The organism is Pseudomonas sp. NFACC37-1 (assembly GCF_900101575.1).
GTDB lineage: Bacteria > Pseudomonadota > Gammaproteobacteria > Pseudomonadales > Pseudomonadaceae > Aquipseudomonas > Aquipseudomonas fluorescens_AA.
Genome location: NZ_FMUZ01000024.1, coordinates 1 through 23,450 on the forward strand (window position 1 = coordinate 1; position 23,450 = coordinate 23,450).

Annotated in this window: 36 protein-coding genes; 33 read left to right on the forward strand and 3 right to left on the reverse strand. The window is 57.4% G+C overall.

The features are described 5' to 3' along the window. The 31 genes from BLP82_RS21455 to bfr form a co-directional block, all read left to right on the forward strand. Positions 1-462: EF-Tu C-terminal domain-related protein (locus BLP82_RS21455; RefSeq protein ID WP_092172864.1), on the forward strand; the 462-nt coding region annotated here is incomplete at its 5' end. A gap of 155 nt (positions 463-617) precedes the next feature. Continuing rightward, positions 618-929: a 30S ribosomal protein S10 gene (gene rpsJ / locus BLP82_RS21460; RefSeq protein ID WP_003186070.1), complete on the forward strand. Its 312-nt coding sequence runs from the start codon at positions 618-620 to the stop codon at positions 927-929. 80 nt (positions 930-1,009) lie between these two features. Continuing rightward, a complete protein-coding gene (gene rplC, locus BLP82_RS21465; RefSeq protein ID WP_003186059.1) occupies positions 1,010-1,645 on the forward strand; it encodes a 50S ribosomal protein L3 in 636 nt (211 codons plus the stop codon). Positions 1,646-1,657: 12 nt separating this feature from the next. After that, positions 1,658-2,260 carry a 50S ribosomal protein L4 gene (gene rplD / locus BLP82_RS21470; protein WP_003186057.1) on the forward strand — a complete coding sequence of 201 codons (603 nt, stop codon included), beginning with the start codon at positions 1,658-1,660 and terminating at the stop codon, positions 2,258-2,260. After that, a complete protein-coding gene (rplW, locus tag BLP82_RS21475; protein ID WP_002555488.1) occupies positions 2,257-2,556 on the forward strand; it encodes a 50S ribosomal protein L23 in 300 nt (99 codons plus the stop codon). Before rplD ends, rplW begins: the two co-directional genes overlap by 4 nt. 14 nt (positions 2,557-2,570) lie before the next feature. Then, positions 2,571-3,395, forward strand: a complete 825-nt coding sequence (rplB, locus tag BLP82_RS21480; protein WP_003186055.1) for a 50S ribosomal protein L2 — start codon at positions 2,571-2,573, stop codon at positions 3,393-3,395. A gap of 16 nt (positions 3,396-3,411) precedes the next feature. Continuing rightward, a complete protein-coding gene (gene rpsS, locus BLP82_RS21485) occupies positions 3,412-3,687 on the forward strand; it encodes a 30S ribosomal protein S19 (RefSeq protein ID WP_002555486.1) in 276 nt (91 codons plus the stop codon). 11 nt (positions 3,688-3,698) lie between these two features. After that, complete coding sequence (gene rplV, locus BLP82_RS21490; RefSeq protein ID WP_003103908.1) at positions 3,699-4,031, forward strand: 50S ribosomal protein L22; 333 nt, start codon at positions 3,699-3,701, stop codon at positions 4,029-4,031. Positions 4,032-4,044: 13 nt separating this feature from the next. After that, positions 4,045-4,731: a 30S ribosomal protein S3 gene (rpsC, locus tag BLP82_RS21495; RefSeq protein WP_003176422.1), complete on the forward strand. Its 687-nt coding sequence runs from the start codon at positions 4,045-4,047 to the stop codon at positions 4,729-4,731. A gap of 12 nt (positions 4,732-4,743) precedes the next feature. Beyond that, complete coding sequence (gene rplP, locus BLP82_RS21500) at positions 4,744-5,157, forward strand: 50S ribosomal protein L16 (protein WP_025215754.1); 414 nt, start codon at positions 4,744-4,746, stop codon at positions 5,155-5,157. Next, positions 5,157-5,348, forward strand: coding sequence for a 50S ribosomal protein L29 (gene rpmC / locus BLP82_RS21505; RefSeq protein WP_002555481.1), 192 nt, complete (start codon positions 5,157-5,159; stop codon positions 5,346-5,348). The genes rplP and rpmC overlap by 1 nt, the downstream gene beginning before the upstream one ends. Positions 5,349-5,350: 2 nt before the next feature. Beyond that, a complete protein-coding gene (rpsQ, locus tag BLP82_RS21510) occupies positions 5,351-5,617 on the forward strand; it encodes a 30S ribosomal protein S17 (protein WP_003194644.1) in 267 nt (88 codons plus the stop codon). 23 nt (positions 5,618-5,640) lie between these two features. Next, positions 5,641-6,009 carry a 50S ribosomal protein L14 gene (rplN, locus tag BLP82_RS21515; RefSeq protein WP_002555479.1) on the forward strand — a complete coding sequence of 123 codons (369 nt, stop codon included), beginning with the start codon at positions 5,641-5,643 and terminating at the stop codon, positions 6,007-6,009. Positions 6,010-6,020: 11 nt separating this feature from the next. Continuing rightward, the gene (gene rplX, locus BLP82_RS21520; RefSeq protein WP_003186046.1) at positions 6,021-6,335 is read left to right on the forward strand and encodes a 50S ribosomal protein L24; all 315 of its coding nucleotides are present in this window, start codon (positions 6,021-6,023) and stop codon (positions 6,333-6,335) included. Positions 6,336-6,355: 20 nt separating this feature from the next. Beyond that, the gene (rplE, locus tag BLP82_RS21525) at positions 6,356-6,895 is read left to right on the forward strand and encodes a 50S ribosomal protein L5 (RefSeq protein ID WP_003186044.1); all 540 of its coding nucleotides are present in this window, start codon (positions 6,356-6,358) and stop codon (positions 6,893-6,895) included. Between the two features lie 13 nt (positions 6,896-6,908). Further along, the gene (gene rpsN, locus BLP82_RS21530; RefSeq protein WP_003186042.1) at positions 6,909-7,214 is read left to right on the forward strand and encodes a 30S ribosomal protein S14; all 306 of its coding nucleotides are present in this window, start codon (positions 6,909-6,911) and stop codon (positions 7,212-7,214) included. 210 nt (positions 7,215-7,424) lie between these two features. Further along, positions 7,425-7,817: a 30S ribosomal protein S8 gene (rpsH, locus tag BLP82_RS21535; RefSeq protein WP_017848802.1), complete on the forward strand. Its 393-nt coding sequence runs from the start codon at positions 7,425-7,427 to the stop codon at positions 7,815-7,817. 12 nt (positions 7,818-7,829) lie between these two features. Then, on the forward strand, positions 7,830-8,363 hold the full coding sequence (gene rplF, locus BLP82_RS21540; protein WP_003186039.1) for a 50S ribosomal protein L6: 534 nt from the start codon (positions 7,830-7,832) through the stop codon (positions 8,361-8,363). 10 nt (positions 8,364-8,373) lie between these two features. Further along, the gene (gene rplR, locus BLP82_RS21545) at positions 8,374-8,724 is read left to right on the forward strand and encodes a 50S ribosomal protein L18 (protein ID WP_003186037.1); all 351 of its coding nucleotides are present in this window, start codon (positions 8,374-8,376) and stop codon (positions 8,722-8,724) included. A 3-nt stretch (positions 8,725-8,727) separates the two neighbouring features. Next, positions 8,728-9,228, forward strand: a complete 501-nt coding sequence (gene rpsE, locus BLP82_RS21550) for a 30S ribosomal protein S5 (protein ID WP_003186035.1) — start codon at positions 8,728-8,730, stop codon at positions 9,226-9,228. 2 nt (positions 9,229-9,230) lie between these two features. Further along, on the forward strand, positions 9,231-9,407 hold the full coding sequence (rpmD, locus tag BLP82_RS21555; RefSeq protein WP_003176408.1) for a 50S ribosomal protein L30: 177 nt from the start codon (positions 9,231-9,233) through the stop codon (positions 9,405-9,407). Positions 9,408-9,410: 3 nt separating this feature from the next. After that, positions 9,411-9,848, forward strand: a complete 438-nt coding sequence (gene rplO / locus BLP82_RS21560; RefSeq protein ID WP_003186032.1) for a 50S ribosomal protein L15 — start codon at positions 9,411-9,413, stop codon at positions 9,846-9,848. Next, complete coding sequence (gene secY, locus BLP82_RS21565; protein WP_003186029.1) at positions 9,849-11,177, forward strand: preprotein translocase subunit SecY; 1,329 nt, start codon at positions 9,849-9,851, stop codon at positions 11,175-11,177. A 30-nt stretch (positions 11,178-11,207) separates the two neighbouring features. Then, positions 11,208-11,324 carry a 50S ribosomal protein L36 gene (rpmJ, locus tag BLP82_RS21570; protein WP_002555468.1) on the forward strand — a complete coding sequence of 39 codons (117 nt, stop codon included), beginning with the start codon at positions 11,208-11,210 and terminating at the stop codon, positions 11,322-11,324. Positions 11,325-11,454: 130 nt separating this feature from the next. Continuing rightward, on the forward strand, positions 11,455-11,811 hold the full coding sequence (gene rpsM / locus BLP82_RS21575) for a 30S ribosomal protein S13 (RefSeq protein ID WP_003186020.1): 357 nt from the start codon (positions 11,455-11,457) through the stop codon (positions 11,809-11,811). A gap of 30 nt (positions 11,812-11,841) precedes the next feature. Next, entirely contained in the window at positions 11,842-12,231 is a 390-nt protein-coding gene (gene rpsK / locus BLP82_RS21580; protein ID WP_002555466.1) for a 30S ribosomal protein S11, read from the forward strand. Positions 12,232-12,249: 18 nt separating this feature from the next. Continuing rightward, positions 12,250-12,870, forward strand: coding sequence for a 30S ribosomal protein S4 (rpsD, locus tag BLP82_RS21585; RefSeq protein WP_003176404.1), 621 nt, complete (start codon positions 12,250-12,252; stop codon positions 12,868-12,870). Between the two features lie 22 nt (positions 12,871-12,892). Beyond that, positions 12,893-13,894 carry a DNA-directed RNA polymerase subunit alpha gene (gene rpoA / locus BLP82_RS21590; protein WP_003186012.1) on the forward strand — a complete coding sequence of 334 codons (1,002 nt, stop codon included), beginning with the start codon at positions 12,893-12,895 and terminating at the stop codon, positions 13,892-13,894. A 42-nt stretch (positions 13,895-13,936) separates the two neighbouring features. Beyond that, complete coding sequence (gene rplQ, locus BLP82_RS21595) at positions 13,937-14,323, forward strand: 50S ribosomal protein L17 (protein ID WP_003186009.1); 387 nt, start codon at positions 13,937-13,939, stop codon at positions 14,321-14,323. Positions 14,324-14,546: 223 nt separating this feature from the next. Beyond that, on the forward strand, positions 14,547-15,995 hold the full coding sequence (locus tag BLP82_RS21600; protein ID WP_092172723.1) for a catalase: 1,449 nt from the start codon (positions 14,547-14,549) through the stop codon (positions 15,993-15,995). A 157-nt stretch (positions 15,996-16,152) separates the two neighbouring features. Then, the gene (bfr, locus tag BLP82_RS21605) at positions 16,153-16,617 is read left to right on the forward strand and encodes a bacterioferritin (protein WP_092172726.1); all 465 of its coding nucleotides are present in this window, start codon (positions 16,153-16,155) and stop codon (positions 16,615-16,617) included. Positions 16,618-16,731: 114 nt separating this feature from the next. Here the strand turns inward: bfr and uvrA are convergent, their stop codons facing one another. Then, positions 16,732-19,566: an excinuclease ABC subunit UvrA gene (uvrA, locus tag BLP82_RS21610; RefSeq protein WP_025215750.1), complete on the reverse strand. Its 2,835-nt coding sequence runs from the start codon at positions 19,564-19,566 to the stop codon at positions 16,732-16,734. Between the two features lie 179 nt (positions 19,567-19,745). Between uvrA and BLP82_RS21615 the strand changes: the two genes are divergently transcribed. Together BLP82_RS21615 and BLP82_RS21620 are read left to right on the forward strand one after the other, a co-directional pair. After that, the gene (locus BLP82_RS21615; RefSeq protein WP_053125859.1) at positions 19,746-21,143 is read left to right on the forward strand and encodes an MFS transporter; all 1,398 of its coding nucleotides are present in this window, start codon (positions 19,746-19,748) and stop codon (positions 21,141-21,143) included. Positions 21,144-21,152: 9 nt separating this feature from the next. Beyond that, a complete protein-coding gene (locus BLP82_RS21620) occupies positions 21,153-21,668 on the forward strand; it encodes a single-stranded DNA-binding protein (protein WP_024778338.1) in 516 nt (171 codons plus the stop codon). Positions 21,669-21,792: 124 nt separating this feature from the next. Here the strand turns inward: BLP82_RS21620 and BLP82_RS21625 are convergent, their stop codons facing one another. Then, complete coding sequence (locus BLP82_RS21625) at positions 21,793-22,413, reverse strand: hypothetical protein (protein WP_170842359.1); 621 nt, start codon at positions 22,411-22,413, stop codon at positions 21,793-21,795. A gap of 145 nt (positions 22,414-22,558) precedes the next feature. Then, on the reverse strand, positions 22,559-23,413 hold the full coding sequence (locus BLP82_RS21630) for a hypothetical protein (RefSeq protein WP_092172729.1): 855 nt from the start codon (positions 23,411-23,413) through the stop codon (positions 22,559-22,561). Between the last annotated feature and the right edge of the window lie 37 nt (positions 23,414-23,450).

The window sequence follows — 23,450 nt, forward strand, 5'->3', positions numbered from 1 at the left end:
GAAGTTGAGATCGTCGGTCTGCGCGACACTCAGAAAACTACCTGCACCGGCGTTGAAATGTTCCGCAAGCTGCTCGACGAAGGTCGTGCTGGCGAGAACTGCGGCGTACTGCTGCGCGGCACCAAGCGTGACGACGTTGAGCGTGGCCAGGTTCTGGTCAAGCCAGGCACCGTCAAGCCGCACACCAAGTTCACCGCAGAAGTTTACGTTCTGAGCAAGGAAGAAGGCGGTCGTCACACTCCGTTCTTCAAAGGCTACCGTCCACAGTTCTACTTCCGTACAACTGACGTGACTGGTAACTGCGAGCTGCCAGAAGGCGTTGAAATGGTAATGCCAGGTGACAACATTCAGATGACTGTTACCCTGATCAAGACCATCGCGATGGAAGACGGTCTGCGTTTCGCTATCCGTGAAGGCGGTCGTACCGTCGGCGCTGGCGTCGTAGCCAAAGTCATCGAGTAAGTCTCTTTTAGAGTCAGCTTGATGAGTTGAAAAGCCCCCGCTTAGCGGGGGCTTTTTTATTGGGTTGACACCTACCAGGGGCGTCTATAGAATTGCGCCTCCTTTTAACGGGCGTATTGCGCCCGGTGGGAATAGCAGCCGGAGTCTGAAATCCAATGCAAAATCAGCAAATCCGTATCAGGTTGAAGGCTTTTGACCATCGCCTGATCGACCAATCCACCCAGGAAATCGTGGAAACCGCGAAACGTACTGGTGCTCAAGTGCGTGGTCCAATTCCACTGCCTACCCGTAAAGAGCGGTTCACCGTTCTGGTCTCCCCGCACGTCAACAAAGACGCGCGTGACCAGTACGAGATCCGTACTCATAAGCGCGTTCTGGACATCGTCCAGCCAACGGATAAAACCGTTGATGCTCTTATGAAGCTCGATCTTGCGGCCGGTGTGGAAGTGCAGATCAGCCTCGGCTAAGACTCGGTCTTAGTCGTGTAACGCTCTGAAATGGGCGGCCATAGCGGGTGAAAGCCCCGTACACTCATGAGGTTTACAACATGACTATTGGTGTAGTCGGTCGTAAATGCGGTATGACCCGTATTTTCACCGAAGAAGGTGTCTCCATTCCGGTCACGGTCATTGAGATCGAGCCGAATCGCGTCACCCAGTTCAAAACTGAAGAGACCGATGGCTATCGTGCAGTGCAAGTCACTGTCGGCGAGCGTCGTGCTTCGCGTGTAACAGCAGCTCAGGCTGGCCACTTCGCCAAGGCGAACGTTGCCGCTGGTCGTACCGTAATGGAATTCCGCCTTGAAGAAGGCGAGTACCAGGCCGGCGATCTGATCAACGCTGAAATCTTCGCCGCTGGTCAACTGGTTGATGTAACCGGTCAGTCCAAGGGTAAAGGCTTCCAGGGTACGATCAAGCGTTGGAACTTCCGCGGGCAAGATAACACCCACGGTAACTCCGTATCCCACCGCGTTCCAGGCTCTATCGGCCAGTGCCAGACTCCTGGTCGTGTATTCAAGGGCAAAAAAATGTCCGGTCATATGGGCGCTGAGCGCGTGACCGTGCAGTCCCTCGAAGTAGTGCGCGTGGACGCTGAACGCAATCTGTTGTTGGTCAAGGGCGCTGTTCCTGGCGCTACTGGCGGCAACTTGGTTGTACGTCCAGCAGCCAAGGCTCGCGGTTAAGGGGAAGCTGACATGCAATTAAATGTAAATGACGCTCAAGCGATCGAAGTTTCCGAACTGACATTTGGCGGCGAATTCAACGAGACGCTGGTTCACCAAGCAGTCGTGGCCTACATGGCCGGCGGCCGTCAAGGTAGCAAGCAGCAAAAGACCCGTTCCGACGTTTCCGGTGGCGGCAAGCGCCCATGGCGTCAGAAAGGTACTGGCCGTGCTCGTGCCGGTACTATCCGTAGCCCAATCTGGCGTGGCGGCGGTACCACTTTCGCAGCTCGTCCTCAGGATCACTCCCAGAAGCTGAACAAGAAGATGTATCGCGCAGCAATGCGTTCCATCCTTGCTGAGCTGGTGCGTACTGATCGTCTGGTCGTGGTTCAGGACTTCGCTGTTGAAGCACCGAAAACCAAAGATCTGCTGAACAAGCTGAACGGCATGGGCCTGACTGACGTCCTGATCGTGTCTGACGCTGTTGATCAGAACCTGTACCTGGCTGCTCGCAACCTGCCACACGTCGACGTTCGTGACGTGCAGGGTTCCGATCCGGTCAGTCTGATCGCATACGACAAGGTGTTGATCACCGTGTCGGCCGTGAAGAAATTCGAGGAGCTGCTGGGATGAACCAGGAACGCGTATTTAAAGTTCTGCTTGGCCCGCACGTTTCCGAGAAGGCTACGGTTCTGGCAGACAAGAAAGGCCAGTTCGTTTTCAAGGTTGCTACCGACGCAACCAAGCTGGAAATCAAGAAGGCCGTCGAAAGCCTGTTCAGCGTGAAAGTAGAGCGCGTGACTACCCTGAATGTTCTGGGTAAAAGCAAGCGCACTGCTCGCGGTCTGGGCAAGCGTAATGACTGGAAGAAGGCAGTTATCTCCCTTCAGCCAGGCCAAGATCTCGATTTCAGCAGCAGTGCTGAGTAAGGAAGGGGTGCATCATGGCAATCGTTAAATGCAAACCGACTTCCCCTGGCCGCCGTTTTGTGGTCAAGGTGGTCAACCAGGAGCTGCATAAAGGCGCTCCTCACGCACCGCTGCTCGAGAAAAAATCGAAGTCTGGTGGTCGTAACAACAATGGCCGTATTACCACTCGTCACATCGGTGGTGGTCATAAGCAGCATTATCGTCTGGTCGACTTCCGTCGCAACGACAAGGATGGCATCGCTGCCACCGTCGAGCGTATCGAATACGATCCAAACCGTACTGCTCACATCGCTCTGCTGCTGTACGCAGATGGCGAGCGTCGCTACATCATCGCCCCTAAAGGCGTGAGTGCTGGCGACCAGCTGATCGCAGGTGCCCTGGCACCGATCAAGCCGGGCAACGCTCTGCAACTGCGTAACATTCCAGTTGGTAGCACCGTACACGGCATCGAATTGAAGCCAGGTAAAGGCGCACAGATCGCTCGTTCCGCTGGTGCTTCGGCTCAGCTGATCGCTCGTGAAGGTGTCTACGTGACCCTGCGTCTGCGTTCTGGTGAGATGCGTAAAGTACTGGCTGAATGCCGTGCGACCCTGGGCGAAGTCTCGAACTCCGAGCACAGCCTGCGTTCGTTGGGTAAAGCTGGTGCCAAGCGCTGGCGTGGCGTTCGCCCAACCGTTCGTGGTGTTGCCATGAACCCGGTTGACCACCCACATGGTGGTGGTGAAGGTCGTACCTCTGGTGGTCGTCATCCGGTATCGCCATGGGGCTTCCCGACTAAGGGCGCGAAGACTCGTGGTAATAAGCGTACCGACAAAATGATCGTCCGTCGTCGCAAGTAAATAGAGGGATACGACAGTGCCACGTTCTCTGAAAAAAGGTCCTTTTATTGATCTTCACCTACTGAAGAAGATCGAAGTGGCGGCGGAAAAGAACGATCGCAAACCAGTTAAGACCTGGTCGCGTCGTTCGATGATCCTGCCACAAATGGTCGGTCTGACCATCGCAGTACACAACGGTCGCCAACACGTCCCAGTTCTCGTGAACGAAGACATGGTCGGCCACAAACTGGGCGAGTTCGCCGGTACCCGCACATACCGTGGGCACGTGGCTGACAAGAAAGCCAAGCGTTAAGGGGTAAGGAAATGGAAGTAGCCGCTAAGTTGTCGGGCGCTCGAATCTCCGCCCAGAAAGCCCGCTTGGTCGCCGACCAGATCCGCGGGAAGAAGGTGGGCGAAGCGCTCAACCTGTTGGCTTTCAGCAGTAAGAAAGCCGCCGAGATCATGAAGAAAGTGCTGGAGTCGGCCGTAGCCAACGCCGAGCATAACGAAGGCGCAGACGTTGATGACCTGAAGGTCAGCACCGTTTTCGTCAACGAAGGGCGTTCGCTGAAGCGCATCATGCCACGTGCCAAAGGCCGTGCTGATCGCATCGTCAAGCGGTCTTGCCATATCACTGTCAAGGTTGCTGACAAGTAACGGAGTCGAAGAGATGGGTCAGAAAGTACATCCCATTGGCATTCGCCTGGGAATCGTCAAGGAGCACACCTCCGTCTGGTACGCAGACGGTCGGACTTATGCGGACTACTTGTTCGCTGATCTGAAGGTGCGTGAGTATCTCCAAGACAAACTAAAAAGCGCGTCCGTAAGCCGTATCGATATCCATCGTCCGGCGCAGACTGCACGTATCACCATCCACACCGCTCGTCCAGGTATCGTTATCGGGAAGAAAGGTGAAGATGTTGAGAAACTGCGTCAGGACCTGACCAAGCAAATGGGTGTGCCTGTGCACATCAATATCGAAGAGATCCGCAAGCCGGAGCTCGACGGTATGCTGGTTGCGCAGAGCGTAGCTCAGCAGCTGGAGCGTCGCGTAATGTTCCGTCGCGCTATGAAGCGCGCTGTACAGAACGCCATGCGCATTGGTGCCAAAGGCATCAAAATCCAAGTGAGCGGTCGTCTCGGCGGTGCTGAAATCGCACGTACTGAATGGTATCGCGAAGGTCGTGTGCCACTGCACACCCTGCGTGCCGACATCGACTATGCCAACTACGAAGCTCACACCACCTACGGTGTGATCGGTGTAAAGGTTTGGATCTTCAAAGGCGAAGTAATTGGTGGTCGCCAAGAAGAGCTGAAGCCACAAGCACCAGCGCCTCGTAAAAAAGCTGCTAAGTAAGGGGTACGCCAAATGTTGCAACCAAAGCGTACGAAGTTCCGCAAGCAAATGACCGGTCACAACCGTGGCCTGGCATTGCGCGGTAGCAAAGTCAGCTTCGGCGAGTTCGCGCTGAAGTCTGTTGCTCGTGGTCGTCTCACCGCTCGTCAGATCGAGTCAGCGCGTCGTGCTCTGACCCGTCACGTAAAACGTGGTGGCAAGATCTGGATCCGTGTATTCCCGGACAAGCCTATTTCCAAGAAGCCACTCGAAGTTCGGATGGGTAAAGGTAAGGGTAACGTCGAATACTGGGTTGCCCAGATTCAGCCAGGCAAAGTCCTGTATGAAATCGAGGGTGTAACTGAAGAGCTGGCGCGTGAGGCTTTTGCCCTGGCTGCTGCAAAGCTGCCGCTCGCCACCGCCTTTGTTAAACGGACGGTGATGTGATGAAAGCGAATGAACTTCGTGAAAAATCAGCACAGCAGCTGAACGAGCAACTGCTCGGCCTGCTGCGCGACCAGTTCAATCTGCGTATGCAGAAAGCAACTGGCCAGTTGGGGCAGTCTCATCTGCTCTCGCAAGTTAAGCGTGATATCGCTCGCGTGAAAACTGTGCTCAACCAGCAGGCAGGTAAGTAATCATGGCTGAAGCCGAAAAAACTGTCCGTACGCTGACTGGCCGTGTTGTCAGCGACAAGATGGACAAAACCATCACCGTTCTGATCGAGCGTCGCGTTAAGCACCCGATCTACGGTAAATACGTTAAGCGTTCGACTAAGCTGCACGCGCACGACGAAACCAATCAGTGCCACATCGGCGACAAAGTCACTATTCGTGAAACTCGTCCGATGGCCAAGACCAAGTCTTGGGCGCTGGTTGATGTTCTCGAACGCGCTGTGGAAGTCTAAGGGCTAGGGGTCGGAGAAATTATATGATTCAGACTCAATCCATGCTCGATGTGGCCGATAACAGCGGCGCTCGCCGTGTTATGTGCATCAAGGTGCTGGGTGGCTCCCATCGTCGTTACGCTGGTATCGGTGACATCATCAAAGTTACCGTCAAGGAAGCAATTCCTCGCGGTAAGGTGAAAAAAGGCCAAGTGATGACTGCTGTCGTAGTCCGCACTCGCCATGGCGTTCGTCGTGCTGACGGCTCCATCATCCGCTTTGATGGCAACGCTGCTGTTCTGTTGAACAACAAGCAAGAGCCGATCGGCACCCGTATCTTTGGGCCAGTGACCCGTGAACTTCGTACTGAGAAGTTCATGAAGATCGTCTCGCTCGCCCCAGAAGTGCTGTAAGGAGATCCGACATGCAAAAGATTCGTCGTGACGACGAGATCATCGTGATCGCCGGCAAAGACAAAGGTAAGCGCGGTAAGGTGCTGAAGGTTCTTGCTGACAACCGTCTGGTTGTTGGTGGTCTGAACCTGGTCAAGCGTCATACCAAGCCTAACCCGATGTCGGGCGTACAGGGCGGTATCGTCGAGAAAGAAGCGCCACTGCACGCTTCCAACGTCGCCATCTTCAACGGCGAAACCAACAAGGCTGACCGCGTTGGTTTCAAAGTAGAAGACGGTAAGAAAATTCGTGTCTTCAAGTCGACCCAAAAAGCGGTTGATGCTTGAACACTGCTAGGTAGAAGACCATGGCACGACTAAAAGAGATTTACCGGAAGGAAATCGCACCGAAACTTAAGGAAGAACTTAAGCTTTCGAACGTGATGGAAGTTCCGCGCGTTACCAAAATCACCCTGAACATGGGTCTGGGCGAAGCGATCGGCGACAAAAAAGTCATCGAGCACGCTGTTGCTGACCTGGAAAAGATCACCGGTCAGAAAGTCGTCGTGACTTACGCTCGGAAATCCATCGCTGGCTTTAAAGTCCGTGAAGGTTGGCCGATCGGCGTCAAAGTGACCCTGCGCCGTGAGCGTATGTACGAGTTCCTGGATCGTCTGCTGTCGATCTCCCTGCCTCGGGTTCGCGACTTCCGCGGCCTGAATGCCAAGTCCTTCGATGGTCGTGGCAACTACAGCATGGGCGTTAAAGAGCAGATCATTTTCCCGGAAATCGATTACGACAAGATCGACGCTCTCCGCGGTCTGGACATTACCCTGACCACCACTGCTCGGACGGATGACGAAGGTCGCGCACTGCTGCGCGCTTTCAAATTCCCGTTCCGCAACTGATTGGAGTAGGAAAATGGCCAAGAAGAGCATGAAAAACCGTGAGCTGAAGCGTCAGCTCACCGTTGCCAAGTACGCCACCAAGCGTGCAGCGCTGAAAGCTATCATCGTTGATCTGAACGCAAGTCCAGAAGCACGTTGGGAAGCTACCGTAGCCCTGCAGAAGCAGCCACGTGACGCAAGCGCCTCGCGCATGCGTAACCGCTGCCGCCTGACTGGTCGTCCGCACGGCGTGTACCGCAAGTTCGGCCTCGGCCGTAACATGTTGCGTCAAGCTGCAATGCGTGGTGACGTTCCAGGTCTGGTTAAAGCCAGCTGGTAAGCACTGTCAAAGTCGCGGCGTTCGGGTTCGTAAGATCCTGACCGTCGGTGACCTTGAACTTGAATCAAGCCCCTATTGGGGCTTGATTCATTTGTGGGGTATGTCTAGAATACCCGGCTCGCCTGAGCCCGTGTTTTTATTGCGCGGATGTGCTCGGCGACACGTACTAGCCGAAAGGCTAATTTTTTGTGTATTAGGAGCGTCTAGCCCATGAGTATGCAGGACCCGTTAGCGGACATGCTAACTCGTATCCGTAATGCCCAGATGGCTGAAAAGTCCGTCGTAAGCATGCCATCTTCTACGTTGAAGGTAGCTGTTGCCAAAGTCCTGAAGGACGAAGGTTACATTGCGGGTTATCAGATCAGCAGCGAAATCAAGCCTCTGCTGTCCATCGAGCTGAAGTACTTCGAAGGCCGTCCGGTCATCGAGGAAGTGAAGCGCGTTAGCCGTCCTGGCCTGCGTCAGTACAAGTCCGTCGAGGATCTGCCAAAAGTTCGTGGCGGCCTGGGCGTGTCTATCGTCTCCACCAACAAGGGTGTGATGACGGATCGTGCTGCGCGCGCTGCCGGTGTCGGCGGCGAAGTTCTTTGCACTGTGTTCTAAGGGGGGATAAGCATGTCACGCGTCGCTAAGAACCCCGTTAAGCTGCCAGCCGGTGTCGAAGTCAAATTCGCAGGCCAACAGCTTTCGGTGAAGGGTGCCAAGGGCACTCTGCAACTGAACATCCATTCGTCCGTTGAGATCGTTGAAGAAGCTGGTGAGCTGCGTTTCGCTGCTCGCAATGGCGATCAACAGACTCGCGCAATGGCTGGTACCACTCGTGCGTTGGTAAACAACATGGTCCAAGGCGTAAGCCAAGGCTTCGAGCGCAAGCTCCAGCTGGTCGGTGTTGGTTACAAAGCGCAAGCAAAAGGCACAGTGCTGAACCTGGCTCTTGGCTTCTCGCACCCAGTGGATTATGAACTGCCGGAAGGCATCACCGCTGAGACTCCTAGCCAGACCGATATCCTGATCAAGGGCATCGACAAGCAGCTGGTAGGTCAAGTGGCCGCCGAGATCCGCGACTTCCGTCCACCAGAGCCGTACAAAGGCAAAGGTGTGCGCTACGCGGACGAAGTCGTCCGTCGTAAAGAAGCCAAGAAGAAGTAGGGCATAGCAAATGACCGACAAAAAAGTTACTCGACTGCGTCGCGCTCGCAAAGCACGCCTGAAAATGCACGAACTCGAAGTCGTGCGTCTCTGCGTGTTCCGCTCGTCGCAGCACATCTACGCCCAGGTCATTTCGGCCGACGGCAACAAAGTCCTGGCAAGTGCCTCGACTTTGGATAAAGAACTGCGTGATGGCGCCACTGGCAACATCGACGCGGCCACTAAGGTTGGCCAGCTGGTCGCTACGCGTGCTAAAGCCGCTGGCGTCTCGCAGGTGGCTTTCGACCGCTCTGGCTTCAAGTACCACGGCCGCGTCAAGGCGCTGGCTGATGCTGCTCGTGAAGCTGGGCTGGAGTTCTAAGTTATGTCAAATAACGACCAAAAGCGCGACGAAGGCTACATCGAGAAGCTGGTTCAAGTTAACCGCGTAGCCAAAACCGTTAAAGGCGGCCGTATCTTCACTTTCACTGCGTTGACCGTAGTGGGTGATGGTAAAGGCCGTGTTGGCTTCGGCCGTGGCAAGTCGCGTGAAGTGCCTGCTGCGATCCAGAAGGCAATGGAAGCTGCTCGCCGCAACATGATCCAGGTTGATCTGAACGGCACCACCCTGCAGTACGCAATGAAGTCCGCCCACGGCGCTTCGAAGGTGTACATGCAGCCTGCTTCTGAAGGTACCGGTATCATCGCTGGCGGCGCTATGCGTGCTGTCCTCGAAGTTGCTGGCGTTCAGAACGTTCTGGCCAAGTGCTACGGCTCGACTAACCCGGTAAACGTGGTTCACGCCACTTTCAAGGGTTTGAAAGCAATGCAGTCTCCTGAATCCATTGCCGCCAAGCGTGGCAAAAGCGTCAAGGAGATCTTCTGATCATGGCTACCGTAAAAGTAACGCTGATCAAAAGCATGACCGGCCGCATCCCTAACCACAAACTGTGCGTTAAGGGTCTGGGTCTGCGTCGCATCGGTCACACTGTAGAAGTCCAGGATACTCCCGAGAATCGCGGGATGATCAACAAGGCTTACTACATGCTGCGTGTCGAGGGTTAATCGATGAAACTCAATGATCTGAGTCCAGCGCCGGGTTCCCGTCGCGAAAAGCATCGTCCGGGCCGTGGTATCGGTAGTGGTTTGGGCAAGACCGGTGGCCGTGGCCACAAAGGTCAGACCTCCCGCTCCGGTGGCACTATTGCTCCAGGCTTTGAAGGCGGTCAACAGCCGCTGCATCGTCGCCTGCCGAAGTTCGGTTTCGTTTCCCTGAAAGCCATGGACCGCGCAGAAGTGCGTCTGTCCGAGCTGGCCAAAGTGGACGGCGACATCGTCACCGTGCAGTCCCTGAAGGATGCCAACGTGATCAACCAGAACGTACAGCGTGTGAAAATCATGCTGTCGGGCGAAGTTGCTCGTGCTGTCACCATCGGAAAGGGAATCGGCGCCACCAAAGGTGCGCGTGCGGCTATCGAAGCAGCTGGCGGCAAGTTCGAGGAATAAATGGCTAAGCAAGGTGCTCTCTCTGCGCTCGGCAAAGGCGGTATGTCTGAACTCTGGGCTCGTCTGCGTTTTCTGTTCCTGGCGATTATCGTCTACCGAATAGGCGCACACATCCCGGTTCCAGGTATCAACCCGGACCGACTCGCGGACCTGTTTCGACAGAATGAGGGGACCATTCTTAGCTTGTTCAACATGTTTTCCGGCGGCGCGCTGGAGCGGATGAGCATCTTTGCACTGGGGATCATGCCGTACATTTCGGCATCGATCATCATGCAACTGATGAGCGCCGTCAGCCCGCAGTTGGAGCAGTTGAAGAAGGAAGGTGAAGCTGGCCGTCGCAAGATCAGCCAGTACACCCGCTACGGCACTGTCGTCCTCGCTCTCGTTCAGGCCATTGGCATGTCCATTGGCCTGGCGGGGCAGGGCGTTTCGTTCACTGCTGACTTCAGCTTTCATTTCGTTGCGGTAACCACGTTTGTGGCGGGCGCGATGTTCATGATGTGGCTGGGTGAGCAGATTACTGAGCGTGGTGTTGGCAACGGTATCTCGATGTTGATCTTCGCAGGTATCGTCGCCGGTCTTCCGAGAGCGATCGGGCAGTCTTTCGAGTCTGCGCGTCAGGGTGATATCAACATTTTCGCCCTGGTTGCCATCGGTCTGCTGGCAGTAGCGATTATCGGTTTCGTGGTGTTCATCGAGCGTGGTCAGCGGCGTATTGCCGTTCACTACGCCAAGCGTCAGCAGGGCCGCAAGGTGTTTGCTGCGCAGACCAGCCACTTGCCGTTGAAGGTGAACATGGCCGGCGTCATTCCGGCTATTTTCGCGAGCAGCATCCTGCTGTTCCCGGCTTCGTTGGGTGCCTGGTTCGGCCAGTCTGAAGGTATGGGCTGGTTGCAGGACATCTCGCAGTCGATCGCTCCTGGTCAGCCGTTGAATATTCTGCTGTTTAGTGCAGGGATTATTTTCTTCTGCTTCTTCTATACGGCGTTGATGTTCAATCCGAAAGACGTAGCGGAAAACCTGAAGAAGTCCGGTGCCTTTATTCCGGGCATCCGTCCAGGTGAGCAGTCTGCGCGCTACATTGATGGCGTTCTGACTCGCTTGACCATGTTCGGTGCTCTTTACATGACGGCCGTCTGTCTGTTGCCCCAGTTCCTGGTGGTTGCGGCAAACGTACCGTTCTACCTTGGCGGGACCTCGTTGCTGATCGTGGTCGTGGTTGTGATGGACTTCATGTCCCAAGTACAATCGCACCTCGTTTCGCACCAGTACGAATCCCTGATGAAGAAAGCCAACCTGAAGGGCTACGGCAGCGGCATGTTGCGCTGAGTAGCGTCCATAAGGTTCGAGGAGTTGGTGATGAAAGTTCGTGCATCGGTGAAAAAGCTGTGCCGCAACTGCAAGATTATTCGCCGCGAAGGTGTTGTTCGGGTAATTTGCAGCGCGGAACCGCGTCACAAACAGCGCCAAGGCTGAGTGTGATTGTGCTTTAAGCCCGGCAGCTAGTGCGCTGCCGGGTTGATTATTTGTTATTACAGCGATATTATCTCGCGCCCTATTTCTTGGCTTCCGGGGCGTAGGTAGCTGTCAATTGGAGTCCCACTGAATGGCCCGTATTGCAGGCGTCAACATTCCAGATAACAAGCATACTGTTATCTCGCTGACCTACATCTATGGTGTTGGTCGCACTACTGCACAGAAAATTTGTGCAGTGACTGGGGTCAACCCAGCGGCAAAGATCAAAGATCTGAGCGACGAGCAGATTGAACAGCTGCGTGGCGAAGTGGCGAAGTTCACCACTGAAGGTGACCTGCGTCGCGAAATCAACATGAAAATCAAGCGCTTGATGGACCTCGGTTGCTATCGCGGTCTGCGTCATCGTCGTGGTCTGCCAGTACGCGGTCAGCGTACCAAGACCAACGCGCGTACCCGTAAAGGTCCGCGTAAGCCGATCCGCAAGTAATCGCCCCAGCGAATCGACAGGAATTTAATCATGGCAAAACCTGCTGCTCGTCCTCGTAAAAAAGTTAAAAAGACAGTGGTTGATGGCATCGCCCACATCCATGCTTCTTTTAACAACACCATCGTGACCATTACCGACCGTCAAGGTAACGCTCTTTCCTGGGCTACCTCCGGTGGTTCGGGTTTCCGCGGTTCCCGCAAGTCCACCCCGTTCGCTGCTCAAGTAGCTGCTGAGCGTGCTGGTCAAGCTGCGCTGGAATACGGCCTGAAAAACCTCGACGTCAACGTCAAGGGTCCAGGTCCAGGTCGTGAATCCGCAGTCCGCGCTTTGAACGGCTGTGGCTACAAGATCGCCAGCATCACCGACGTGACGCCAATCCCGCACAACGGGTGCCGTCCGCCGAAGAAGCGCCGCGTGTAATCCAGGAGATTGTAAAGAATGGCTCGTTACATTGGTCCAAAATGCAAACTCGCTCGTCGCGAAGGCACCGATCTTTTTCTGAAGAGCGGCGTGCGCGCGATCGAATCGAAGTGCAACATTGAAGCAGCACCTGGTATCCACGGCCAACGCCGCGGTCGCCAGTCCGATTACGGCACCCAACTGCGTGAAAAGCAGAAGGTCCGTCGTATCTACGGCGTTCTCGAGCGTCAATTCAGCGGCTACTACAAAGAAGCAGCTGGCAAGAAAGGCGCAACCGGCGAAAACCTGTTGCAACTGCTCGAATGCCGTCTGGACAACGTTGTATACCGTATGGGCTTCGGTTCTACTCGTGCCGAATCCCGTCAGCTGGTATCGCACAAGTCGATCAGCGTTAACGGTCAGACCGTAAACGTTCCGTCCTACCAGGTTCGTGCTGGTGACGTGGTTGCTGTTCGCGAGAAAGCAAAGAACCAACTTCGCATTGTCCAAGCTCTCGATCTGTGTGCCCAACGTGGCCGCGTAGAATGGGTAGAAGTAGACACTGAGAAGAAGTCGGGCGTTTTCAAGAACGTTCCTGCTCGCAGTGATCTGTCCGCCGACATCAACGAAAGCCTGATTGTCGAGCTCTACTCCAAGTAAGGGCTAGAAAATAGGTGCATCCATGCAGATTTCGGTAAATGAGTTCCTGACACCCCGCCATATTGATGTGCAGGTTGTCAGTCCAACCCGCGCCAAGATCACACTCGAGCCTCTCGAGCGTGGTTTCGGCCACACCCTGGGCAACGCGCTGCGCCGCATCCTGTTGTCCTCAATGCCCGGCTGTGCAGTAGTCGAGGCCGAGATTGACGGTGTGCTCCACGAGTACAGCGCCATCGAAGGTGTACAGGAAGACGTAATTGAAATCCTGTTGAACCTGAAAGGTCTGGCTATCAAGCTGCACGGTCGTGACGAAGTTACGCTGACCTTGTCGAAGAAGGGTTCGGGGGTGGTTACCGCTGCCGATATTCAGCTGGATCATGATGTCGAGATCGTTAACCCCGATCACGTAATCGCTAACCTGGCGTCTAACGGCGCCCTGAACATGAAGCTCACCGTAGCTCGTGGTCGTGGTTATGAACCGGCAGACTCGCGTCAGAGCGATGAAGACGAAAGCCGCAGCATCGGTCGCTTGCAGCTTGACTCTTCGTTCAGCCCCGTTCGCCGTATCGCATACGTGGTGGAAAACGCCCGTGTCGAACAGCGTACCAACCTGGACAAGCTGGTTATTGATCTGGAAACCAACGGTACCCTGGATCCTGAAGAGGCTATCCGCCGTGCTGCAACCATTCTGCAACAGCAGTTGGCTGCGTTCGTCGACCTCAAGGGTGACAGTGAGCCAGTGGTTGTCGAGCAGGAAGACGAGATCGATCCGATCCTGCTTCGCCCGGTTGACGATCTGGAACTGACTGTACGTTCGGCTAACTGCCTTAAGGCGGAAAACATCTACTACATCGGCGACCTGATTCAGCGTACCGAAGTAGAGCTGTTGAAGACTCCGAACCTTGGCAAGAAATCCTTGACTGAAATCAAGGACGTTCTGGCCTCCCGCGGTCTGTCCCTCGGCATGCGCCTCGACAACTGGCCGCCTGCAAGTCTTAAGAAGGACGACAAGGCGACTGCCTGATCGTCGTAATCACCGAACGTTGTGTTTGGTAAGGAATGAACCATGCGTCATCGTAAAAGTGGTCGTCACCTGAGCCGCACCAGCTCGCACCGCAAGGCCATGTTCCAAAACATGGCGGTGTCGCTGTTCGAGCACGAGCTGATCAAAACTACACTGCCGAAAGCCAAAGAACTGCGTCGCGTTGCTGAGCCGCTGATCACTCTGGCCAAGACAGATAGCCTGGCTAACCGCCGTCTGGCTTTCGACCGTACTCGTTCGAAAGCTATCGTTGGTAAGCTCTTCAACGACCTGGGCAAGCGTTACGCTACCCGTGAGGGTGGCTACCTGCGCATCCTCAAGTGCGGTTTCCGCGCTGGCGACAATGCGCCTATGGCGTACGTCGAGTTGGTTGATCGTGCTACCAGCGGTGAAGCTGTATCCGCTGAGTAAGTCGGCAACAAACGAAAAACCGGGCCTTGTGCCCGGTTTTTTGTTGCCTGCTGAAAAGTGCCAGGACCGTTTCGCCTGGTTGGGCTATCGGCAAGTCTTCAGCATTAGATAATGACTATCGATGTCCATGATTTAATGAATTTGGATACTGTCACTAACATGATCAATACTCCTTTCCAGCCGATTAGCCGGCAGTTTGAAGACCGACCTAGGAAGATTGAGCATGAGCCAGATCAAAACGCTTACGACCGCCAGCGGCGCTCCTGTCGCCGATAACCAGAACTCTCGTTCCGCCGGCCCGCGCGGCCCGCTGCTGCTCGACGATTTTCACCTGATCGAAAAGCTCGCTCACTTCAACCGCGAGAACATTCCCGAGCGTCGCGTGCACGCCAAAGGGTCGGGGGCCTACGGCACCTTTACCGTCACCCAGGACATCACCCAGTACACAAGCGCCAAGTTGTTCGAGTCGATCGGCAAGCAAACACCTACCTTCCTGCGGTTCTCCACCGTGGGTGGCGAGCGTGGTTCGGCCGACACTGAACGCGATCCGCGGGGTTTCGCCCTGAAGTTCTACACCGAGGAAGGCAACTGGGACATCGTTGGCAACAACACGCCGGTCTTCTTTATCCGTGATCCGTTGAAATTTCCGGATTTTATCCACACCCAAAAGCGTCTGCCGCAAAGCAACCTGAAAAGTGCCCAGGCGATGTGGGATTTCTGGTCGCATTCGCCTGAGGCGCTGCACCAGGTCACCATCCTGTTTTCCGACCGCGGCATTTCGGATGGCTACCGCCACATGCACGGCTTCGGCAGCCACACCTACAGCCTGATCAACGCACAGGGTGAGCGGCACTGGGTGAAGTGGCACTACAAGACCCTGCAAGGCATCAAGAACCTCGCGCCGGCAGAAGCCGCACGCCTGGCGGGTACCGACCCGGATTATGCCCAACGCGACTTGTTCGAGGCCATTGAGCGCGGTGACTTCCCGAAATGGCGCGTCTGCATCCAGATCATGAGCGAGGCCCAGGCTGCGGCCCATTACGAGAATCCGTTCGACGTGACCAAGACCTGGTCGCAGAAAGAGTTTCCATTGATCGAAGTGGGTGTGCTCGAACTCAACCGCAACCCGCTGAATTACTTCGCTGAAGTCGAGCAGGCGGCGTTTGGCCCGAGCAACATGGTGCCAGGGGTTGGTCTCTCGCCGGATCGCATGCTGCAGGGCCGGGTCTTCGCCTACGCCGATGCGCACCGCTACCGTGTGGGCACCAATCACCAGCAATTGCCGGTGAATGCGCCACGTAGCCCGGTCAACACCTACCAGCGCGACGGTGCCATGGCGTTTGGCAGCAACGGCGGGGCGGCACCGAACTACGAGCCGAACAGCTATGTGGAGGCACCGAAGCAGGCGCCGCGTTATGCGGAGCCGGCACTGGCCCTCAGTGGCGCGGCGGGTCGTTACGATCATCGCGAAGATACGGACTACTACAGCCACGCCGGTGCGTTGTTCCGTTTGATGAGCGACGAGCAGAAAGCGTTGCTGATCAACAATATCGCCGGCGCGATGACCGGTGTATCGGCGGATGTCGTTGATCGTCAGCTCCAGCATTTCTTCAGGGCGGACGCCGCTTATGGAGAAGGTATCGCAAAGGCGTTGGGCGTACAGCTTAACTAAGTCTAAACGAGAAGCAGAACCGCCCTCATTTGGGCGGTTTTTGCGTTATTTAGCCCGGTTTTCTCGGATTTTCTTCGCTTTTATTGCGATGAGCGAGTGACCTCTCCGTCAGGTTGGTTCAAACTAGAGCCTTCAATGCTTGTGGAGATACAGGGCGATGCAAGGTCACCCAGATGTAATCGATTACCTCAACACGTTGCTGACCGGCGAGCTGGCGGCCCGTGATCAATATTTCATCCATTCGCGGATGTACGAGGACTGGGGTTTCACCGAGCTCTACGAACGTATCAACCATGAGATGGAAGAAGAGACCCAGCACGCCGATGCGCTGATGCGCCGGATCCTGATGCTCGAAGGCACGCCGCGGATGCGTCCGGATGACTTGGATGTCGGGACCACCGTGCCCGATATGTTGGCCGCTGACCTGCGCCTGGAATACAAAGTCCGCGCCGCGCTGTGCAAAGGCATCGAGCTTTGCGAGCAACACAACGACTACGTGACCCGAGAGATCCTGCGGATCCAGCTTAACGACACCGAAGAAGACCATACCTACTGGCTCGAGAAGCAGTTGGGTCTGATCAAGTTGATTGGCCTGGAAAACTACCTGCAATCACAGTTCTGATTGCTGGGAAAGGGAACGCAGAGCGTCCCAAGCGGCATTCCCACGCAGAGCGTGGGAACGATCAAGCCCCTGCCATCGATGAGATGACAGGGGCTTTTTCGTGCCCGGGTGAAATCAGTCCCGATCACGCTCCAGCAACGGCTTGAGGTAGTAACCGGTGTAGGACTGCTTCATTTCGGCCACTTGTTCGGGCGTGCCCACGGCAATGATCTGGCCGCCCTTGGAGCCGCCTTCCGGCCCCAGGTCCACCAGCCAGTCAGCCGTCTTGATCACGTCCAGGTTGTGTTCGATCACCACCACGGTGTTGCCGTGATCGCGAAGGCGATGCAGCACGTCGAGCAATTGCTGGATATCGGCGAAGTGCAGACCGGTGGTCGGCTCGTCGAGGATATACAGGGTCTTGCCGGTGTCGCGCTTGGACAGTTCGCGGGACAACTTGACCCGCTGGGCTTCACCGCCGGACAGCGTCGTTGCCGACTGCCCCAGCTTGATGTACGACAGGCCGACATCCATCAGCGTCTGGAGCTTGCGCGCCAGGGCCGGCACCGCATCGAAGAACACCCGGGCCTCTTCGATGGTCATCTCCAGGGTTTCGTGGATGTTCTTGCCCTTGTATTTGATCTCCAGGGTTTCGCGGTTGTAGCGCTTGCTCTTGCACACATCGCACGGCACGTAGATGTCGGGCAGGAAGTGCATTTCCACCTTGATCAGGCCATCGCCCTGGCAGGCCTCGCAGCGCCCGCCCTTGACGTTGAACGAGAAGCGCCCCGGGCCGTAGCCTCGGGAGCGGGACTCCGGCACGCCGGCGAACAGCTCGCGGATCGGCGTGAACAACCCGGTGTAGGTCGCCGGGTTGGAGCGCGGTGTGCGGCCGATCGGGCTCTGGTCGATGTCGACCACCTTGTCCAGGTGCTCCAGGCCCTTGATGCTGTCGTGGGCGGCCGCTTCCAGGGTGGTGGCGCCGTTCAGGGCCGTGGCGCTGAGGGGGAACAGGGTGTTGTTGATCAGCGTCGATTTGCCGGAGCCGGACACGCCGGTCACGCAGGTTAGCAAGCCGATCGGGATTTCCAGGTCGACGTTGCGCAAGTTGTTGCCACGGGCGCCCTTGAGGGTCAGGGACAACTTCTTGTTGCGCGGCGTACGTTTGGCCGGAACCTTGATCTTCACCCGGCCCGACAGGTACTTGCCCGTCAGCGAGTCAGGGTGCGCCATGACTTCTGCAGCCGTGCCTTGGGCAACGATATGCCCGCCATGGACCCCTGCGCCCGGGCCGATGTCCACCACGTAGTCCGCCAGGCGGATGGCGTCCTCGTCGTGCTCGACCACGATCACCGTGTTGCCGATGTCCCGCAGGTGTTTCAGGGTCCCGAGCAACCGGTCGTTATCCCGCTGGTGCAGGCCGATGGACGGCTCGTCGAGGATGTACATCACCCCCACCAGGCCGGCGCCGATCTGGCTGGCGAGGCGGATACGCTGGGCTTCGCCGCCGGACAAGGTGTCTGCGCTGCGATCGAGGGTCAGGTAGTCCAGGCCGACGTTCACCAGAAACTGCAGGCGTTCGCGGATTTCCTTGAGGATCTTGTCGGCGATTTCGCCACGACGACCGGTGAGCTTCAAGCCGCCGAAGTAATCGGTGGCGTCGCCAATCGGCAGGTTGGTCACCGCCGGCAGCGTCTTCTCGCCGACCCACACATGCCGCGCTTCGCGACGCAGACGGGTGCCACGGCAATCGGGGCAGGGCTGGGTGCTGAGGAACTTGGCCAGTTCTTCGCGCACGCTGGCCGACTCGGTCTCGCGGTAGCGTCGTTCCAGGTTCGGCACGATGCCTTCGAACGGGTGGGAACGCTTGACGATGTCGCCACGGTCGTTGAGGTATTTGAAGTCGACATTCTGCGAGCCGCTGCCGTGCAGGATGAATTTCTGCTGGTCGGCGGGCAACTCGTTGAACGGCTTGTCCAGGCTGAATTTGTAGTGGGCCGCCAGCGAGCCGAGCATCTGGAAGTAATAGACGTTGCGCCTGTCCCAGCCGCGAATCGCCCCTTCGGCCAGGGTCAGCTCGCCATTGACCAGGCGCTTGGTGTCGAAGAACTGCTTGACCCCCAGGCCGTCGCACGTCGGGCAGGCGCCCGCCGGGTTGTTGAAGGAGAACAGCTTGGGTTCCAACTCGCTGATGGCATGGCCGCAGATCGGGCAGGCGAAGCGTGCGGAGAAAATGATCTCCTCGCCGGGCTCGTCGTCCATCGGTGCGACCAGGGCGATGCCGTCGGCCAGTTTCAGCGCGGTCTCGAAGGACTCGGCCAACCGCTGCTGCAAGTCGGCACGGACCTTGAAACGATCGACCACCACATCGATCGAGTGCTTCTTCTGTTTATCCAGCTTCGGCAGTTCGTCCAGTTCGCACAGCTTGCCGTTGACCCGGGCCCGCACGAAGCCTTGGGCGCGCAGTTCTTCGAACACCATCAGGTGTTCGCCCTTGCGCTCGCGAATCACCGGGGCCAGCAGCATCAGCTTGCTGCCTTCGGGCTGGGCCAGCACCAGGTCGACCATCTGGCTGACGGTCTGGGCTTCCAGGGGAATGTCGTGGTCGGGGCAGCGGGGAATGCCGACCCGCGCATACAGCAAGCGCAGGTAGTCGTAGATCTCGGTGATGGTGCCGACCGTCGACCGGGGGTTATGGGAGGTCGACTTCTGTTCGATGGAAATGGCTGGCGACAGGCCTTCGATGGTGTCGACGTCGGGTTTTTCCATCATCGACAGGAACTGCCGGGCATAGGCCGACAGAGATTCGACATAGCGTCGCTGGCCTTCGGCGTACAACGTGTCGAAGGCCAGGGATGATTTGCCGGATCCGGACAGGCCGGTGATGACGATCAGCTTGTCCCGTGGCAGGGTCAGGTCGATATTCTTCAGGTTGTGGGTACGGGCCCCACGAATCAGGATCTTGTCCAAAGTGGCCTCGCTCGGCGGGCGTCGAAAACGTAGGAGTATACGGGCAAATACTGGATGGATGCACACTATTGAAGGCGCGATTGCAGCCATACATGAAGACTGCGCGGCAAACGGTCGCCATATACCCTCTCAATCGATGGGACTGGTAGAATCGCCGCCGGTTCACATGAGGTTTTTCCATGCAAGATCCCCACAGCGAACGCATGAGTCGTGGCGAGACACGCGCAGCAAGCGGTCTGGCCCTGGTGTTCGCCTTCCGTATGCTGGGCATGTTCATGGTGTTGCCGGTGCTGGCGACCTATGGCATGGACCTGGCAGGCGCCACCCCGGCCCTTATCGGCCTGGCGATTGGCGCTTATGGCCTGACCCAGGCGATCTTCCAGATCCCGTTCGGGATCATTTCCGACCGCATCGGCCGGCGTCCGGTTATCTACCTGGGGCTGATCGTCTTCGCCCTCGGCAGCGTGCTGGCGGCCAATGCCGACTCGATCTGGGGCGTGATCGCCGGACGCATCCTGCAGGGGGCCGGGGCCATTTCCGCGGCCGTCATGGCGCTGCTGTCGGACCTGACCCGCGAACAGCATCGGACCAAGGCCATGGCCATGATCGGCATGACCATCGGTCTGTCGTTCGCCGTGGCCATGGTGGTCGGTCCCTTGCTGACCCGGGCCTTTGGCTTGTCGGGCCTGTTCCTGGCGACCGGTGCCATGGCCCTGGTGGGGATCCTGATCGTGGCGTTCATGGTGCCGCGCGCCACCGGGCCGTTGCAGCACCGGGAATCCGGGGTGGCGCGCCAGGCATTGATCCCGACGCTCAAGCACCCGGACCTGCTGCGCCTGGACCTGGGCATTTTCGTGCTCCACGCCATGCTGATGTCCAGCTTCGTGGCTTTGCCGCTGGCCCTGGTCGAGAAGGCCGGCCTGCCCAAGGAACAGCACTGGTGGGTCTACCTGACCGCGTTGCTGATCTCGTTCTTCGCCATGATCCCGTTCATCATCTATGGCGAAAAACGACGCAAAATGAAACGAGTTTTGCTCGGTGCCGTCGTGACGCTGATGCTCACTGAGCTATTCTTCTGGCAGTTCGGCGATAGCTTGCGGGCCCTGGTGATCGGCACCGTGGTGTTCTTCACCGCGTTCAATCTGCTGGAAGCCTCGCTGCCGTCGCTGATCAGCAAGGTTTCGCCGGCGGGCGGCAAGGGCACGGCGATGGGGGTCTACTCCACCAGCCAGTTCCTGGGCTCGGCGTTGGGCGGGATCCTCGGCGGCTGGCTGTTCCAGCATGGCGGTTTGTCGGTTGTGTTCCTGGGATGCGCCGCGCTGGCTGCACTTTGGTTAGCCTTTGCTGTTACCATGCGCGAACCTCCCTATGTGACGAGCCTGCGCTTGCCCTTATCGCCCGAGGCGATTCGTGAGGCTGGCCTGACCGAGCGTCTGAAGGCCGTCGTTGGAGTAACCGATGCAGTGGTGGTCGCCGACGAGGCGGCCGTGTATATCAAACTCGACACCGAATTATTGGATCGCGCGACGCTCGAGCGCCTGGTGAACAACCCGGCCCCGACCACGTGCGAAGCCTAGGAGAACGTTATGGCCCGTGGGGTTAACAAAGTCATATTGGTCGGTACTTGCGGCCAGGATCCCGAAGTTCGCTACCTGCCGAACGGCAACGCCGTGACCAACCTGAGTCTGGCGACCAGCGAACAGTGGACCGACAAGCAAACCGGCCAGAAGGTCGAGAAGACCGAATGGCACCGCGTGTCGATGTTCGGCAAGGTGGCCGAGATCGCCGGCGAATACCTGCGCAAGGGGTCGCAGGTGTACATCGAAGGCAAGCTTCAGACCCGCGAGTGGGAAAAAGACGGCATCAAGCGCTACACCACCGAAATCGTGGTGGACATGCAAGGCACCATGCAATTGCTGGGTGGCCGTCCACAGGGCGACCAGCAACAAGGTGGCAACAACTACCAGCAGTCGGCCCCACGTCAGCAGGCACCTCGTCCACAGTCGGCGCCACAGCCGCAACGTGAGCGTCCGGCCCCACAACAGGCCGCGCCGCAACCGGCTCCGGATTTCGACAGCTTCGATGACGATATCCCGTTCTGATCCTTGCCTTAGAGCCTTACGCAGGTAGGTCACGAAAGCCCCAAGCGCTCAGCACTTGGGGCTTTTTATTTGTCTGGCGCAAACCGATTCGTGACTTTGGGGACACGGGTAAGCCTAGCCTCGCTCACAGATCCAGATCCAATACCTCCTGCATCCTCTCGCCAATCGACTGACTCAACCACGCGGCATGAAACGCCATGTCCTGATCCGTCAGATCCACCCCTACCCGAAGTGCGATGGCTTTGCCATTGCCCCCGGCGAAGCCCACCACAAAGTGACAGATGTTGGCGGAAGCGGTCGTTTTGTAAGGCTTGATGTAATGGATGTCGCTGTACGGCACGTATTCTTCGGTGGTTTGCCGGGCAGGGCGGCGTTGGGTGAAGGTGAGGCGTTGCTGGCGTTCGTCGAAGCAGAAACCGAGCACCCTAGGTCCGGATGCCAGCCAGTTGAGCAGGCAGACGGCCGCGAATGCGCTGATTAACATGAGCGCTATGAACAGAGGATCCTCGATCACTCTTGTGTGGATGGGCGACAGGTTTTGTCCGACATGAAACAGCTCCGTCGATAGCACTGCCAGGCCGTAGACCGGCAAGGCCAGCAGTATCACCACGGCATACACCATCGTGCCCAGGTATCCCGGCCTGGATACGTCGCTTGAGCAATCCCACGTGGGCGGGTGCAGTAGCGCTGTTGCAGTGGTCGGGAACGGGGATTCGACCAGGCGCGGCGGGCGTTTGCGTTTCATACGGCTGGCTCTTGGGAAAATGCCCGGCCATTCTTATCGTTATTCTTCAAGTACGCCTAGTAAAAAACGGTTCGCCCAAGGTTGGGTTCTTCCTGGCCCCCGCCAATCCAGGTTTTTTCTGGCTGACTTGCCGTGCTATCACCCCTCACGGCCGATAGTCCGTCGGTAACTCATGCCGCGTCGGCGCTTTTTCTTCGTGATAGTGCGGTTTGCCCTGGGGAGAGCTCATCAAGGTCGAGTTGGCCAGGATTGTCTCCGTCAGCAAACAGTCTTCACCTTCTCCGAACCAGCAGGCCAGCGCCGAGTTTCGATTGCCATGCAGGTCCACGACGGCCGGCCAGTTTTCGACGCCGTGGGCGTCACTGGGGGCGATGTCGGGGTAGTGCTTGGGCGGCAGGACCAGCGCATCGCCGGGCCGCAGCCACAGGTCGGCCAAATGGATTTCCCTCGACGCAGGCCGCCAGCGGGCGACGCTGATCACCAGCGGCAAGCGGCCATAACGGGAGAAGAACGCGTGGGGGAAGTTGTGGTATTCGAGGTCGGTCGGGTTGTAGGTCAGCAGCTCGCGCTGGCGCGCCGGGCCCAGGTAGGGCGACTGGTGGCCGGCCCATTTGCCGTAGGTGTATTGGCCCAGGATCAGTTGGTCGTACTCGAAACGCAGGCATTCGCCGTTGCCGAGCAGGGTCATGCCAAAGGCCTGCGCCGTTTCCTTGGTTGCCCAGATCGGTGCGTAGTGCACTTCGCTGGCGTGGAAGTCGAACGTCTTGATCCAATAGGAACCGCTGTTCGTTGCAACCTCACGGTCCCGCCAACTGATGCCCGAGTAGCCAGTACCCAGGGACAGGGCCGGTTTCTCGGGGCTGAGCTGGATCAGGTGGCCGCGCTCCTGGACACTCGGTCGTGCCAGGCCATGGTCGTTGAACAGGTAGGGGAACCGGCGGGGATCGAGGGCCGTTTCCACGCCATCGCCGATAAAGGGAACACTGTTGAAGACTTGCATCGTATGGGGACCACGCACGCAAGAAGGCTAGAGAAAG

What these genes read in the sequence shown, in the direction of transcription:
- rplW (WP_002555488.1), top strand. Translation starts at nt 2,257, where the DNA reads ATGAACCAGGAACGCGTATTTAAAGTTCTGCTTGGCCCGCACGTTTCC.
- rpsM (WP_003186020.1), top strand. Translation starts at nt 11,455, where the DNA reads ATGGCCCGTATTGCAGGCGTCAACATTCCAGATAACAAGCATACTGTT.
- rplN (WP_002555479.1), top strand. Translation starts at nt 5,641, where the DNA reads ATGATTCAGACTCAATCCATGCTCGATGTGGCCGATAACAGCGGCGCT.
- BLP82_RS21620 (WP_024778338.1), top strand. Translation starts at nt 21,153, where the DNA reads ATGGCCCGTGGGGTTAACAAAGTCATATTGGTCGGTACTTGCGGCCAG.
- BLP82_RS21600 (WP_092172723.1), top strand. Translation starts at nt 14,547, where the DNA reads ATGAGCCAGATCAAAACGCTTACGACCGCCAGCGGCGCTCCTGTCGCC.
- rplR (WP_003186037.1), top strand. Translation starts at nt 8,374, where the DNA reads ATGACCGACAAAAAAGTTACTCGACTGCGTCGCGCTCGCAAAGCACGC.
- rplB (WP_003186055.1), top strand. Translation starts at nt 2,571, where the DNA reads ATGGCAATCGTTAAATGCAAACCGACTTCCCCTGGCCGCCGTTTTGTG.
- rplF (WP_003186039.1), top strand. Translation starts at nt 7,830, where the DNA reads ATGTCACGCGTCGCTAAGAACCCCGTTAAGCTGCCAGCCGGTGTCGAA.
- rplQ (WP_003186009.1), top strand. Translation starts at nt 13,937, where the DNA reads ATGCGTCATCGTAAAAGTGGTCGTCACCTGAGCCGCACCAGCTCGCAC.
- rplP (WP_025215754.1), top strand. Translation starts at nt 4,744, where the DNA reads ATGTTGCAACCAAAGCGTACGAAGTTCCGCAAGCAAATGACCGGTCAC.
- rpsJ (WP_003186070.1), top strand. Translation starts at nt 618, where the DNA reads ATGCAAAATCAGCAAATCCGTATCAGGTTGAAGGCTTTTGACCATCGC.
- rplC (WP_003186059.1), top strand. Translation starts at nt 1,010, where the DNA reads ATGACTATTGGTGTAGTCGGTCGTAAATGCGGTATGACCCGTATTTTC.
- secY (WP_003186029.1), top strand. Translation starts at nt 9,849, where the DNA reads ATGGCTAAGCAAGGTGCTCTCTCTGCGCTCGGCAAAGGCGGTATGTCT.
- BLP82_RS21625 (WP_170842359.1), bottom strand. Translation starts at nt 22,413, where the DNA reads ATGAAACGCAAACGCCCGCCGCGCCTGGTCGAATCCCCGTTCCCGACC.
- rpsH (WP_017848802.1), top strand. Translation starts at nt 7,425, where the DNA reads ATGAGTATGCAGGACCCGTTAGCGGACATGCTAACTCGTATCCGTAAT.
- rpsC (WP_003176422.1), top strand. Translation starts at nt 4,045, where the DNA reads ATGGGTCAGAAAGTACATCCCATTGGCATTCGCCTGGGAATCGTCAAG.
- rpmJ (WP_002555468.1), top strand. Translation starts at nt 11,208, where the DNA reads ATGAAAGTTCGTGCATCGGTGAAAAAGCTGTGCCGCAACTGCAAGATT.
- rplX (WP_003186046.1), top strand. Translation starts at nt 6,021, where the DNA reads ATGCAAAAGATTCGTCGTGACGACGAGATCATCGTGATCGCCGGCAAA.
- rpsE (WP_003186035.1), top strand. Translation starts at nt 8,728, where the DNA reads ATGTCAAATAACGACCAAAAGCGCGACGAAGGCTACATCGAGAAGCTG.
- rplV (WP_003103908.1), top strand. Translation starts at nt 3,699, where the DNA reads ATGGAAGTAGCCGCTAAGTTGTCGGGCGCTCGAATCTCCGCCCAGAAA.
- rpoA (WP_003186012.1), top strand. Translation starts at nt 12,893, where the DNA reads ATGCAGATTTCGGTAAATGAGTTCCTGACACCCCGCCATATTGATGTG.
- rpmC (WP_002555481.1), top strand. Translation starts at nt 5,157, where the DNA reads ATGAAAGCGAATGAACTTCGTGAAAAATCAGCACAGCAGCTGAACGAG.
- rpmD (WP_003176408.1), top strand. Translation starts at nt 9,231, where the DNA reads ATGGCTACCGTAAAAGTAACGCTGATCAAAAGCATGACCGGCCGCATC.
- rpsN (WP_003186042.1), top strand. Translation starts at nt 6,909, where the DNA reads ATGGCCAAGAAGAGCATGAAAAACCGTGAGCTGAAGCGTCAGCTCACC.
- rplE (WP_003186044.1), top strand. Translation starts at nt 6,356, where the DNA reads ATGGCACGACTAAAAGAGATTTACCGGAAGGAAATCGCACCGAAACTT.
- BLP82_RS21630 (WP_092172729.1), bottom strand. Translation starts at nt 23,413, where the DNA reads ATGCAAGTCTTCAACAGTGTTCCCTTTATCGGCGATGGCGTGGAAACG.
- rpsD (WP_003176404.1), top strand. Translation starts at nt 12,250, where the DNA reads ATGGCTCGTTACATTGGTCCAAAATGCAAACTCGCTCGTCGCGAAGGC.
- bfr (WP_092172726.1), top strand. Translation starts at nt 16,153, where the DNA reads ATGCAAGGTCACCCAGATGTAATCGATTACCTCAACACGTTGCTGACC.
- rplO (WP_003186032.1), top strand. Translation starts at nt 9,411, where the DNA reads ATGAAACTCAATGATCTGAGTCCAGCGCCGGGTTCCCGTCGCGAAAAG.
- rplD (WP_003186057.1), top strand. Translation starts at nt 1,658, where the DNA reads ATGCAATTAAATGTAAATGACGCTCAAGCGATCGAAGTTTCCGAACTG.
- BLP82_RS21615 (WP_053125859.1), top strand. Translation starts at nt 19,746, where the DNA reads ATGCAAGATCCCCACAGCGAACGCATGAGTCGTGGCGAGACACGCGCA.
- rpsK (WP_002555466.1), top strand. Translation starts at nt 11,842, where the DNA reads ATGGCAAAACCTGCTGCTCGTCCTCGTAAAAAAGTTAAAAAGACAGTG.
- rpsQ (WP_003194644.1), top strand. Translation starts at nt 5,351, where the DNA reads ATGGCTGAAGCCGAAAAAACTGTCCGTACGCTGACTGGCCGTGTTGTC.